General features: G+C 59.1%; 11 protein-coding genes. All 11 read right to left on the bottom strand.

Annotation, left to right across the window (positions count from 1 at the left end; translation table 11 throughout):
* Positions 1-60: 60 nt before the first annotated feature.
* Positions 61-1,707: a DNA repair protein RecN gene (recN, locus tag C4S59_RS13020; protein ID WP_103910966.1), complete on the bottom strand. Its 1,647-nt coding sequence runs from the start codon at positions 1,705-1,707 to the stop codon at positions 61-63.
* A 42-nt stretch (positions 1,708-1,749) separates the two neighbouring features.
* The gene (locus tag C4S59_RS13015; RefSeq protein WP_103910965.1) at positions 1,750-2,607 is read right to left on the bottom strand and encodes an outer membrane protein assembly factor BamD; all 858 of its coding nucleotides are present in this window, start codon (positions 2,605-2,607) and stop codon (positions 1,750-1,752) included.
* A gap of 123 nt (positions 2,608-2,730) precedes the next feature.
* Entirely contained in the window at positions 2,731-3,651 is a 921-nt protein-coding gene (lpxC, locus tag C4S59_RS13010; protein ID WP_103910964.1) for a UDP-3-O-acyl-N-acetylglucosamine deacetylase, read from the bottom strand.
* A 245-nt stretch (positions 3,652-3,896) separates the two neighbouring features.
* Complete coding sequence (gene ftsZ, locus C4S59_RS13005) at positions 3,897-5,495, bottom strand: cell division protein FtsZ (protein ID WP_103910963.1); 1,599 nt, start codon at positions 5,493-5,495, stop codon at positions 3,897-3,899.
* Between the two features lie 173 nt (positions 5,496-5,668).
* Positions 5,669-7,003 (bottom strand): cell division protein FtsA, encoded by a 1,335-nt coding sequence (gene ftsA / locus C4S59_RS13000; protein ID WP_103910962.1) that lies wholly within the window; start codon positions 7,001-7,003, stop codon positions 5,669-5,671.
* 2 nt (positions 7,004-7,005) lie between these two features.
* Complete coding sequence (locus tag C4S59_RS12995) at positions 7,006-7,875, bottom strand: cell division protein FtsQ/DivIB (protein WP_234994766.1); 870 nt, start codon at positions 7,873-7,875, stop codon at positions 7,006-7,008.
* Positions 7,863-8,783, bottom strand: coding sequence for a D-alanine--D-alanine ligase (locus tag C4S59_RS12990; RefSeq protein WP_234994765.1), 921 nt, complete (start codon positions 8,781-8,783; stop codon positions 7,863-7,865). The genes C4S59_RS12995 and C4S59_RS12990 overlap by 13 nt, the downstream gene beginning before the upstream one ends.
* A gap of 104 nt (positions 8,784-8,887) precedes the next feature.
* Positions 8,888-9,811 carry a UDP-N-acetylmuramate dehydrogenase gene (gene murB, locus C4S59_RS12985; RefSeq protein WP_103910959.1) on the bottom strand — a complete coding sequence of 308 codons (924 nt, stop codon included), beginning with the start codon at positions 9,809-9,811 and terminating at the stop codon, positions 8,888-8,890.
* 72 nt (positions 9,812-9,883) lie between these two features.
* Positions 9,884-10,141, bottom strand: coding sequence for a DUF2484 family protein (locus tag C4S59_RS12980; protein WP_103910958.1), 258 nt, complete (start codon positions 10,139-10,141; stop codon positions 9,884-9,886).
* 131 nt (positions 10,142-10,272) lie between these two features.
* Positions 10,273-11,679 carry a UDP-N-acetylmuramate--L-alanine ligase gene (murC, locus tag C4S59_RS12975; protein WP_103910957.1) on the bottom strand — a complete coding sequence of 469 codons (1,407 nt, stop codon included), beginning with the start codon at positions 11,677-11,679 and terminating at the stop codon, positions 10,273-10,275.
* Positions 11,679-12,788, bottom strand: coding sequence for a UDP-N-acetylglucosamine--N-acetylmuramyl-(pentapeptide) pyrophosphoryl-undecaprenol N-acetylglucosamine transferase (locus tag C4S59_RS12970; protein WP_103910956.1), 1,110 nt, complete (start codon positions 12,786-12,788; stop codon positions 11,679-11,681). The genes murC and C4S59_RS12970 overlap by 1 nt, the downstream gene beginning before the upstream one ends.
* Positions 12,789-12,810 lie beyond the last annotated feature (22 nt).

Below are 12,810 nucleotides of genomic sequence, written 5' to 3'. Positions count from 1 at the left end.
CGGCAGAAATCCCGTTGTGATTAAGAGATGCGCAAATTGTAGGGGACCGTTCGGGGCGTTTTAGCCGTTCAGCAGTGCCCGCGCAGCGCCGCGTGCTTCTTCTGTGACGGTATCGCCGGAAATCATCCGTGCGATTTCGTCTTCCCGTTCGCCGTCGTCCAGCGGCGTGACCGTGGATGTGGTCACGTCATCCTGAACACGCTTTTCAACGCGCCAGTGATGCGCACCAAGTGCTGCCACCTGCGGCGAGTGTGTGACGACCAGAACCTGCTGTCCTTCTGCCAGCGCCTTCAAACGACGGCCCACAGCATCCGCGGTGGCCCCACCGACGCCACGGTCGATTTCGTCAAAGATCATGGTGATACCTGCACCCGGTTCCGATAGGCACACCTTCAAAGCCAACAAGAAGCGGCTCAGTTCCCCGCCCGACGCGATCTTGGCCAACGGCCCCGCAGGCGCACCGGGGTTGGTTGCCACGGTAAAGCTGACAGCGTCGCGGCCCTCGGGCCCGTCCGGCGCGTCCTCGATCAAGGTCTGGAAAACCGCACGCTCCATTTTCAACGGAGCAAGCTCTTCCGACACGGCCTTGTCCAACGCTTTGGCCGCTGTAACGCGCTTGCCATGCAGTGCCGTCGCCAGATCCGCATACCGCGCCTCGGCCGCTTTCAGAGCCGCCTCAAGCGAGCCAATATTCTCAGCTCCCTGATCCAGCGCCTCCAGCTTGCCGCGCAGCGTGTCGGCAAATCCGGCCAATTCGTCCGGCGCGATCTGATGCTTGCGCGCCAACCCGCGGATTGCGAACAACCGCTCTTCCGTCTGTTCAAGCTCGTGCGGATTAAACGTCAACTGGTCCAGCGCGGCCTCAACACCGCTGACTGCATCGCCCAATTCCACCATCGCCCGTTCAAGCGCCGCCATCGGCGCATCGACCAGACCTTCGGCCTTGTCCGTCACGCCCTCGAGCCAGCGCAGTGCATCCCCCATGGCGTTTTCCGCACCATCCGACAGGGCTTGTCCTGCCCGCATCACATCATCACGGATACGCTCAGCCGCCTGCATCCGGCGGCGATCACTGTCCAGCGTCGCCTCTTCGCCCGCTTCTGGCGAAAGCGCATCCAACTCGCCTACGGCATGGCGCAGGAACTCTTCCTCGGCCTGCACCGCCTCAAGATCGGCACGCGCCTTATCCAAGGCCTTCTGCGCATCGCTACGTGCACGCCATGCCGCACGCAGCTCTGCCAGATCGCCTTCAAGACCGGCATAGGTATCCAGCAGAACCCGATGCCCCTTGGGGTTCAGCAAACCGCGATCATCATGCTGACCGTGCAATTCCACCAAGCGCTCTGACAACTGGCGCAGCACCTCGCCCGAACAGCGGCGATCATTGACCCATGCGGTTTTGCGCCCGTCCTTGGTGTTTACGCGGCGCATGATCAGTTCGTCCGAAGCAGGAATGCCCGCCTCTTCCAGAACCTCGTGCACAGCATGGTCATCCGGCAGATCAAACACCGCCACGACCTCGCCCTGATCAGCGCCCTGACGCACCAGTTCGGCACGCCCGCGCCAGCCCAGAACAAAGCCCAGGGAATCCAGCAAAATAGATTTACCCGCGCCCGTTTCACCGGTCAGCACGTTCAGACCCGGCTGGAACTCAAGGTCCAGCCGGTCGATGATCAACATGTCGCGGATTTCAAGCGCTCTGAGCATGACAGCACACGTTCTGACAGAAGGACGAAACCGCCCCGAAAATCAGAGCCACTGGCCCTTGATCATCTGACGGTAAATCTGGCGCAACCAGCTATCACCCGCAGCCTCAAGCTCCAACCCACGGCCCGTCAGCAGCTTATAGCTGTCTTCGTACCATTCGGTGGACTGGTAGTTATAGCCAAGGATCGCACCAGCGGTCTGCGCCTCATCGGTCAGACCCAGCGACAGATAGCTTTCGACCAGACGATGCAGCGCCTCGGCGGTATGCGTGGTTGTCTGGAAATCCTCAACCACAACACGGAACCGGTTGATCGCCGCCGCATAGTGTTCGCGCTTCAGATAATAGCGCCCGATCTCCATTTCCTTGCCTGCAAGGTGGTCAAAGGCCAGATCGAATTTCAGGATCGACGACCGCGCGTATTCGCTGTCGGGATAGCGTTCGATCACGGCGCGCAGCGATTGCAGCGCCTGGAATGTCAGCCCCTGATCACGACCGACCTCTTCGATCTGGTCGTAGTAGGACAATGCCAACAGATACTGCGCATAGGCCGCATCATCTTCCAAAGGATAGAAATCGATATAGCGCTGCGCTGCTGCGCGGCTGTTCTCGTAATCCTTGTCCTTATGGTAGGCGTAGGCCTGCATGATCAACGCACGCTTGGCCAGATCGGAATAGGGATAAAGCCGCTCAACCTCAGAGAAGAAGAAAGCCGCATCATCTTCTTTGCTGCGGTTCAGTTCGAACTCACCGCGTTCAAAGATTTGCTCTGCCGTGAAACTTTCCATCGGCTGGCCGTTCGGAGCACTGCGCCCATCGGGCCCACCATCCCCACAGCTTGCCAGAAAACACGTCACAAGAACCGCTGCGATCCCCGTTTTCCGTGTTGTACCGCCCACCATGCTCGACCACCCTCGGCTGTTCCTTCAAGGCGACAAGCGCCCCGTTCGTTCATGGTCCTAGCACAGAAAATTCCGGTGCAAAACGGCTTTGAACAATTTTGGCGATCACAAGCGTGACCTGTGTCAGGCGACCTCGGGAATTTCCTCGGGCAGAACGCCAACACCGGGCATTTTTGCACGAATATCGCCTGTGCACTCAATCATTCGGAATGCACTTGGCGTGCTGAAAAGCGCGTGCAGCAACATATTTGTGATCGCATGACCCGCCTTGTGACCCTCATAATGACCAAGGATCGGCGCACCAGCCAGCATCAGGTCACCCAAAGCGTCCAGCATTTTGTGGCGCACGGCCTCATCGGCGTGGCGCAAACCACCCGGCGACAGAACTTTGTCACCATCAACGACCACGGCGTTTTCCAGCGTACCGCCAAGGGCCAGCCCCTGCTCGCGCATCGCTTCAACATCGCTGTTGCGGCAGAATGTACGGCTGTCAGAAAGTTCACGCACGAATGTGCCGTTGGACATTTCCAGCGACTTTTCCTGCGTCCCGATGGCGTCATCCGCAAATTCGATACGGAATGTCATGCGCGGCGTGTCAGCAGGCGACAGACGCGCCCAACCGGACGCCGTGTGTACCTGAACAGTTTCGATGATTTCCAGAATGCGCAGCGGCGCTGCCTGACCGCGCAGACCTTTGTCCAGAATGGCGGTGACGAAAGGAACGGCACTCCCGTCGAGGATCGGAACCTCGGGGCCGTCAATTTCGATCAGGGCATTGTGCACACCGCAACCCGCCAAAGCGGCCATGACGTGCTCAACGGTCGAAACCGAAGCACCTGCCGCGTTCACCAGACGTGTGCAAAGCGGAGACCGTTCGACCGCGTCCCAAAGCGCAGGGATCAGAGCATCACCAAAACGGATGTCGGTGCGTTTGAACCAGATGCCATGCTCGGCCGCAGCCGGACGAATCGTCAAACGCGCCGGCTTGCCAGAATGCAAACCAACTCCATCAAATACGATTGGACCACGAACGGTATGTTGCAAAAGTCACCTCTAATCGACCTACGCAAGACGTGCGATTCCGCACACATCTGGCGTCGGGGATTAGTTACGCACGGGGGGCCAAAGCCTCAAATCAAGTATTGCAACGTTCTGAAACATGTCTGTCATATTTTGCGCAAATGCCCGCTTACTTTGAAACAACGCCTCGCAACCGCATGTTTTCAAATGAAAAACGCCCCTGATGACAGGGGCGTTTTCTGCGCTCATATCTGAAATGTGAGCGGTTTTTAGTTTGCCTGACGGCGCAGGAATGCCGGAATTTCGATCTTGTCCTGCTCGGCGTCGGGTTCGTGATCAACCATCGGCTCGGGACGTGCCTGTACCGGAGGCTGCTGACGACGGGCCGCCTGACCCTCATGCGCGCTGCCTGTCATGCGGTTGATCAGCGAGTTGATGCCAAAGCGCGGCTTTTCGGCTTCTGCTGCCGGACGCGGTGCCGGAGCGGGTGCCGGACGGGCCGCCGGAGCATCGGTGCGTGCACGCGACGCGGCTGCCTGCAGACGAGCCAGCGCTTCGGGCGACGGCGTGCCAGGTGCTGCTGCACGCGGCGCGACGAAACCTTCCGGCTCTGCATCGAAATCAGCGCGCGGCTGGAATTCCTGAACACGGGGCTGGTAGGCGGGCGGCGGCAGACCATCGTCATGCTCGGCCACATCTTCCATCTCGTCTTCTGCAGCAACCTGCTCGGCGCTCATGCCTTCGAACAGCGACGGCTCTTCGTCTTCATATGCTTGGGAAACTGCCTGAGTGGCTGCAACAGTTGCCGCTGCTGCTTCTTCAACAGGCGCTTCTGCTTCAACATGTGTTTTCAGCGGCTGCGCAAGGCTGCGACGGGGAACCGGAGTTTCCATAACGTCTTCTGCTGCGTCGATACCTGTCGCAACAACGCTGACGCGCATGTTGCCTTCCATCGAGTCGTCCAGCGTCGAACCAACGATGATGTTCGCGTCTGCGTCGACTTCTTCGCGAATGCGGTTGGCCGCTTCGTCCAGTTCGAACAGCGTCAGGTCGTGACCACCGGTGATGTTGATCAGAACGCCCTTCGCACCGCGCAGGCTGATTTCGTCCAGCAGCGGGTTCGCGATGGCCTTCTCGGCAGCCTGGATCGCACGATCTTCACCAGCCGCTTCGCCTGTGCCCATCATCGCCTTGCCCATTTCGTCCATTACGGCGCGAACGTCAGCAAAGTCGAGGTTGATCAGGCCCGGTCGAACCATCAGGTCAGTTACGCCTTTAACACCTTGGTACAGAACGTCATCCGCCATCGAGAACGCTTCGGTGAACGTGGTCTTCTCGTTAGCCAGACGGAACAGGTTCTGGTTCGGAATGATGATCAGCGTGTCGACGACCTTCTGAAGGGCTTCAACACCCTCCTCGGCCTGACGCATACGCTTGCCGCCTTCGAACTGGAACGGCTTGGTGACAACACCAACGGTCAGAACACCCAGTTCACGCGCCGCCTGCGCGATGATCGGGGCTGCACCTGTACCGGTGCCACCGCCCATACCGGCAGTGATAAAGCACATATGTGCGCCAGCCAGATGGTCTACGATTTGTTCGATGCTTTCTTCAGCAGCGGCAGCGCCCACAGTAGCCCGGGCTCCCGCACCCAGACCCTCGGTCACTTTAACGCCCAGCTGAACGCGTGCTTCGGATTTCGATTGCTGCAGCGCCTGCGCATCCGTGTTTGCAACTACAAAGTCCACGCCGTGCAGTTGCTTGTCGATCATATTGTTGACGGCATTGCCGCCCGCGCCACCAACACCAAACACCGTAATACGCGGCTTAAGTTCGTCGTGCCCTGGCACCGAAAGGTTCAAAGTCATTGCTATATCCGCCTGTTGTTTTTAAGCCGCCAAACGACCTTTTTCCGCCGAATTAACAAAATAATACCGATCCCCATAGGGAACGTCACGCGAAAAACGCGTTCATTCCACAAAATATGGAGATTCTTTTGGCTAGTTATGCGGGATTTCGCCGATTTCGGCAGATATAGCGGTTACCAGTTGTCGCGGAACCACTTCACTGCACGCTGGAACGACCTTGCAGGCAGTCGATCCACGGGAATTTCAAAGTCCCACCACTCGTCTTGCGGGTGTGCCGCGAACAGACACAGGCCCACCGCGCTGGCAAACCCCGGCCCTGTTGCCGCCTGAGGAAGCCCGTGCACACGCAATGGACGGCCCAGACGCACCTGCTGACCCAAAATCTTGGAAGCGATACCGTCCAGCCCCGGAATTTGGCTTGCGCCACCGGTCAGAACGATCTGCTGCGACGGCAGGTATTCGAAGCCCGCCGCGTCCAGACGCACGCGGACCTCTTCCAGAATTTCCTCGACCCGCGGACGCATGATGCCGATCAGTTCCGCACGGCTGACAGTGCGGCGGTCGTGATGCCAGTCACCTGTGTCGCCGCCGATCTCGATCATCTCGCGGTCGTCCATGCCGGTGGCCACAACACCGCCGTAGAATGTCTTGATACGCTCGGCGGTCGCCATGGGCACCTGAAGGCCCATCGAAATATCGCTGGTCACGTGATCGCCGCCCATGCGCACAGTATCGGCATAAATCATGTGCTTTTTCATAAAGATCGAAACGCCGGTCGCACCGCCGCCCAGATCGATACACGCCGCGCCCAGTTCCTGTTCGTCCTCAACCAACGACGAAATGCCCGACACGTAAGCCGACGACGCCAGACCCGCCAGTTCCAGATCACAGCGTTTGATACACTGGACAAGGTTCTGGATCGCCAAGGCATCCACTGTCAGCATGTGCATGTCAGTCGCCAGTTCCTGCCCGATCTGACCACGGGGATCAGCCAGTCCCGAACGGTGATCCAAAGCAAAGTTCACCGGCTGTGCGTGCAGCACCTCGCGGCCCTCGCCAAAGTCGGGAACATCGCAAGATGACAGCACCCGCGCGATATCCTGTTCACTGACCGTCGTACCCTCAAGTTCAACCTTACCCGCCAGACCATAGCTGCGCGGGTCTGCGCCCGAGAAACAGGCGATCACGTGATCGACACGGATCTGCGCCATTTTCTGAGCGGCCTGAACAGCGGTGCGGATGGCGCGTTCGGTTTCCCCCATGGAATCCACTTCGCCAAATTTCACACCGCGCGACCGCGTCGTAGCGGCACCAATCACGCGGAAACCGGACTGCCCCGCCAGCGATCCGATCCCGTCGCTGTCCAGCGCGCGATCATTTCCATCAAACCGAAGGACAAGACAGGCAATCTTGGACGATCCCACGTCAAGGATCGCAATCACGCCGCGCTGCATAGCTGCACGACGCATGTTTCTCATTGCCCGTTGGGTTTCATAAAGCTCGATCATTTTTAATTCTTAACCCCTGCCTCAATCGCCTTAATCTTCCAGAGCTCCTGGACGGCGTATTCGGACATTCTTAATGTTGGTCTTTCTGCCAAACGCAGATCGACAGTCGTCAATTCACGGCCCATCAGATCAACCGCCTGATCCATTGCGATGGCCCGTTCCAGCGCCGCAACGCTGCCTTTTGATGGAAGTTGAACGCGCTGCCCACGGTCCAACACCACATCCCACCGGCGCTCGCCCATACGGACAAGACCCCGAAACCGCGCTTGAAGCGGCCCCAAGGCCGCAATCACATCAAGCGCCTCGACCACCGCCGCGTCTGCGGCTTCGCCCGCGATCACGGGAAGGTCGGGAAAATCAACACGCGATGCTGCCATACCGATGGCCACGCCTTCGCGGTCCAGAACGAACAGCCCCTCGTCGGTCCGCCACAGCGCAACAGGCACCCGTTCGGTCACGTCGATCTGCAAAACACCGCCCTGCCGCACTTTCAAGCGCGCAGATTTAACAGCATCCAGTTTGACGACCGTTGTGCGCATCGCATCCAAATCCAGATCAAAGGACGAAATCGGAAAGTCCAAAGGCAGAACCTGACGGATCGCATGGGCCACGCCTTCGGACGCACCATCAATCGCCATCAGCTTGACCATGAACTCGGGACGCTGCTGCACCGCGTCACGAACATCGGCCACCGCACCGACAAAGCTGTCGCGACGACCTTCATCACTGAACCACAGCGCGCCTGCGCCAAACGCCACAACAAACGGAATGCCCACGCGCAGCATCAAGCGATACAGCGGCGTCAACATCATCCGGTGCAGACGATACTTCAGACGCGATGGTGCCGGATCGGCGCGGTTCACCTGTTGCACGACGCGTCCTCCACCATCCATTTGCAGAACTCGCCAAAGCTCATGCCGATCAACTCGGCGTGCTCGGGGCTCAGCGATGTGGGGGTCATGCCGGGCTGGGTGTTTGTTTCCAACAGGAACAACCCATCCAGACCTTTGCCTTCATCCCAACGAAAGTCGGTGCGCGTCACACCACGGCAGCCCAGTGCCTGATGCGCCCGCAACGCGTAATCCAGACAGGCCGCCGTAATCTCGTCCGGCAACTCAGCGGGGCACACATGGCGCGATCCGCCAGCGGCGTATTTCGCTTCATAGTCATACCAGCCGTCTGTCAGGATTTCCGTCACGCCCAGCGCGCGGTCGCCCATGACAGTGCAGGTCAACTCACGTCCCGGCAGGAACGCTTCGACCATCACAGTCTGGGGCATCTCATCCGACAGTTTCGGCGGAGTATTCGCGTTGGCATCCACCAGATAGACACCAACAGAAGACCCTTCATTATAAGGCTTCACCACATAGGGCGGCGTCATGACGTGATCGGCCATCACGGCATCTTTGTCCGCCAGAACGCTTTCCGCTACCGGCAAGCCAGCAGCGCGATATACATTCTTGGTACGCTCTTTATCCATCGCCAGCGACGACGCCAGAACGCCCGAATGCGTGTACGGCAGACCCATCCATTCCAGAATGCCCTGCACGCAGCCGTCTTCGCCCCAACGGCCATGCAAACCGTTGAACACAACATCCGGCGCTATTTCGGAAAGGCGCATAGGAAGATCGGGGCCTGCGTCGACCTCAATCACTTCGAATCCTACGTCCCGCAAAGCAGCGGCGCATTCACGCCCAGAGCTGAGGGAAACCTCGCGTTCAGCCGAGGGTCCGCCCATCAGTACCGCCACTTTCGGGGATGTCCTGCTCGACATTCCCAATCGCCTCTTGTTCAGGGTTCCGGCCAAAATTGCCGTGCCCTTTTGTTTTATATTTTTGGCAACCTGCCTGTGGTCACCTGAGTGTCGGGTCTAGCGCCCGTTGGTCATTCCGGATCACCGACCCGCATGATTTCCCAATGTAACTCTATTCCACTGTTTTGGAAAACCCTTTTTCGCACTTCTTCGCCCAAACCTTCCAGATCAGCGGCAGTTGCCTCTCCAGTGTTCACTAAGAAGTTCGAATGCATCTCGCTCATCTGCGCGCCACCCAACGTCGCACCGCGCATGCCAGCATCATCAATGACCTTCCAGGCCTTTAGATCATGCACATCGTCGGCCTTGCCGGTCGAAGAATGTCCCGCCGGATTGCGAAAGGTCGACCCCGCTGTCCGGTCCTTGGTGGGCTGCGTTGCATCACGTTTTGCCAGCTGATGCTCCATCCGCGCCTGCAGTTCCTCCGGATCACCTGCATCGCCTTCCAGCACCGCATCGATCAGCACCATACCTTCGGGCAGATCGCTCTGGCGGTAGCGGAAGTTCAGATCATCAGCGGTCAGTGTCACCAATTCGCCCTTACGGGTCACACCACGCGCCTCGACAAACACATCCGCCACGTAAGAGCCATAGCACCCTGCGTTCATTGTGACCGCGCCACCGATACTGCCGGGAATTGTGCGCAGGAAGGTCAGGTCAACGCCCGCCTCTGCGGCTTTCTTGGCCACATGGGCATCCAACGCCGCAGCGCCCACGCGCACCCGCGTGCCATCGACCTCAATCCCGTTGAACCAACGACCCAGCCGGATCACAACGGCACGCAAACCGCCATCACGCACAATCAGGTTCGATCCGACACCCATGGGGAACACATCAATTTCGGACGGAAGATCGCGCAGAAACTCTTGCAAATCCTCGACATCCGCAGGCTGGAAAAACCAATCCGCAGGACCACCGACACGCAACCATGTCAGATCATTCAGGGAACGGTCCGCCGTCAAGCGGCCACGAGGTGTCGGAAGCTTCTGTGTCATGCCTGCTCTGCTACTGCGCACCGCGCAGGGACGCAAGATTTCAGCGCATATGCGCGGCGACAAAAGGCGGCTTTATGCCTTTTCCTGCCCGATCTGTCGACGCACCCAGCGCAACAGATAACGCACGGGCCAACGCAGAACACTCATACCTGCCGCCAGAACCAACAGGCCGATCCAAGGCCCGTTTTCATAGGTGACATACCCCAAAAGCGGGATGCCGATCCCGATCAGGATATAGGCCCGCGTCCAGTGATTATCCTTGGACGGGATCATCGCCAAAACATTCGCCGCCAGCGCCCACACAAGCGCAAGTACCAAAGACAGGCTCATAGCGTACCTCCTACGCGTTACCCAAAGTGCGAACCGAAAGTCATCGGCTCAGGTGTGCACCCCCTCAGGTCACAGCCGTATTAAAGCGCAGGTCCAGCAACATGTCTTTGCGCCAAAAGGATTATCTCGACTTAGCTTTTTCCACTAAGACGGGCAGGCAAATTATTGGCCCAGGCACTGATCGTACCGGCACCAAGGCAGACAACCATATCCCCAGGTTGCGTTTGTTCGCGCACAAGGCGCTCCAGATCGTCCTCGCTTTGCAGCGCGCGTGCATGGCGGTGGCCATGACGGATCAACCCCGCAACCAGATCATCGCGGCTTGCGCCCGGGATCGGATCTTCGCCAGCGGCATAGACCTCGGCTATGGCCACGACATCTGCGTCGTTGAAGCAGGAACAGAAATCATCAAACAGCGACGACAGACGCGAATAGCGATGCGGCTGATGGACGGCCACGACACGGCCATCACAGGCCTGACGCGCAGCTTTCAACACAGCGGCGATTTCCACGGGGTGGTGGCCATAGTCGTCGATGATGGTCACACCATTCACTTCACCCACACGGGTAAAGCGGCGGTTCACGCCACCAAAGGCCGCCAACGCATCGCGGATTTCATCACGTTTCATCCCCAGATGACGGGCCACAGCAACAGCGCTCAGCGCATTAGACACGTTGTGATCACCTGGCATCGGCAATGTGCAGCCTTCGATCTTGGCGTCTTCGTTCTGCAAAAGAATGTCGAAATGCGCGACGCCCTTTTCATAGCGCAGGTTCACAGCCCGCACGTCTGCCTGCGCATTGAACCCGTAAGTCAGCACGCGACGGTCGGTGATCTTGCCCACCAGCGTCTGAACCTCGGCATGGTCGGTGCAGCACACCGCGAGACCGTAGAACGGAATGTTCGACACAAAATCCAAGAAGCCCTGACGCAGATTATCAAAATCGCCCCAATGCTCCATGTGTTCAGGGTCGATATTGGTGACAATCGCGATGGTCGCGGGCAGACGGTTGAACGTGCCGTCGGACTCGTCCGCCTCGACCACCATCCATTCGCCCTGCCCCATACGCGCGTTCGAACCGTAGGCATGAATGATCCCGCCGTTCACAACGGTCGGGTCATATTTCCCCGCATCCAGCAGTGTCGCGACCATTGTGGTCGTGGTCGTTTTGCCATGCGTGCCCGCAATCGCGATGTTGGACTTCATCCGCATCAGCTCGGCCAGCATTTCCGCGCGGCGCACCACCGGCAGTCCCTTCATCCGTGCGGTGTCCAGCTCGGGGTTGCCCGGTTTGATCGCCGACGAAATCACGACAACAGCCGCGTTTTCCAGATTTTCCGCGCGCTGGCCTTCAAAAACAGTCGCGCCCAGCCCCTCAAGACGGTCGGTGATCTTGGACCGTTTCAGGTCAGACCCCTGAACGGTGTAGCCAAGGTTCAACAAAACCTCGGCAATACCCGACATCCCGATCCCGCCGATCCCCACAAAATGGATCGGCCCTACGTCACCGGGAAGCTTGGTGGCTGCTGCACTCATTACGATTTGTCCTTTTCAGAAAGCTCTTCGACCATATTCGCCAGCGTTTCAGCGGCGTCAGGTTTGGCCTGCGACAGGGCCGCCAGCGACATCTGCATGGCCCCATCGGGATGGTCCAGCACAGCCAGCAGCGCCTCGGTCATGGCCTCGACGGTCAGTTTGGATTCAGGGATCTTGATCGCCGCACCCGCATCCACCAACCCCTTGGCATTGGCAGTCTGGTGATCACCCGTTGCCGCGGCAAAGGGGATCAGGATCGACGGGCGGCCGATCACAGAAATATCGGCGACACTCGACGCACCGGACCGCGACACAACCAGTTGCGCCTCGCTCATACGGGTCGGAATGTCGTGAAAGAACGGCTGCACATCGGCATCAATGCCGTTTTCAGCATAGAAGGTCGCGACACGTTCCCCATCTTCGTCCCGCGCCTGATGGGCGATACGTAGATGCTTCAACGCCGCCATCGGCAAGGCCGCAATCGCAGGCGGAACCACGTCCGACAGAATACGCGCACCCTGCGATCCGCCGATCACAAGGATCGACATCGGGTATTCACCCGGCACGATATAACCCGCGCCATGGCGTTCCAGCACCGCACCACGCACGGGGTTGCCTACATGCACGCCCTCGACACCCTCAGGCAAGGTCGTGGGCCACGTCCCGCAGGCCACTGCATCAACGCGCTTGGAAAACAGCTTATTCACTCGGCCAAGCACACCGTTTTGTTCGTGGATCATCCGCGGCAGGCGCAACAACGTCGCCGCACCCAGCGCCGGAATGGACGGATAACCGCCAAAGCCCGCGACAACATCCGGCTTATCCCGCAGCATCCGCACCGCCATCGACACGATGCCTGACGCAACACGGAACGGCACCAGCGCCTTGGCCAACAAACCGCCCCGCGCGAATGTCGCGCTGTTGACCTGTTCGATTTCGACGGAATGGGGGAAGCCCCCAGTGTAGCGCGCACCACGCGCGTCGGTCGACAGCTTCACCCGCCAACCACGGCGCAGCATGATCTCGGCCAAAGCCTGCGCGGGAAACATGTGCCCGCCCGTGCCGCCAGCGGCAATCACCAGTAGTTTTTTACGGTCCGGCTGTGCCATCGCTTGCCCTCTGCCCAGCGCC

This window comes from Thalassococcus halodurans (assembly GCF_900108225.1).
In the GTDB taxonomy this organism is placed as follows: domain Bacteria; phylum Pseudomonadota; class Alphaproteobacteria; order Rhodobacterales; family Rhodobacteraceae; genus Thalassococcus; species Thalassococcus halodurans.
This window is presented reverse-complemented; position numbering and strand designations above follow the sequence as displayed.

Excerpts from the sequence above, each read along its gene's own strand:
- recN (WP_103910966.1), bottom strand. The coding sequence starts at position 1,707 with ATGCTCAGAGCGCTTGAAATCCGCGACATGTTGATCATCGACCGGCTG.
- C4S59_RS13015 (WP_103910965.1), bottom strand. The coding sequence starts at position 2,607 with ATGGTGGGCGGTACAACACGGAAAACGGGGATCGCAGCGGTTCTTGTG.
- ftsZ (WP_103910963.1), bottom strand. The coding sequence starts at position 5,495 with ATGACTTTGAACCTTTCGGTGCCAGGGCACGACGAACTTAAGCCGCGT.
- ftsA (WP_103910962.1), bottom strand. The coding sequence starts at position 7,003 with ATGATCGAGCTTTATGAAACCCAACGGGCAATGAGAAACATGCGTCGT.
- murB (WP_103910959.1), bottom strand. The coding sequence starts at position 9,811 with ATGACACAGAAGCTTCCGACACCTCGTGGCCGCTTGACGGCGGACCGT.
- C4S59_RS12980 (WP_103910958.1), bottom strand. The coding sequence starts at position 10,141 with ATGAGCCTGTCTTTGGTACTTGCGCTTGTGTGGGCGCTGGCGGCGAAT.
- murC (WP_103910957.1), bottom strand. The coding sequence starts at position 11,679 with ATGAGTGCAGCAGCCACCAAGCTTCCCGGTGACGTAGGGCCGATCCAT.
- C4S59_RS12970 (WP_103910956.1), bottom strand. The coding sequence starts at position 12,788 with ATGGCACAGCCGGACCGTAAAAAACTACTGGTGATTGCCGCTGGCGGC.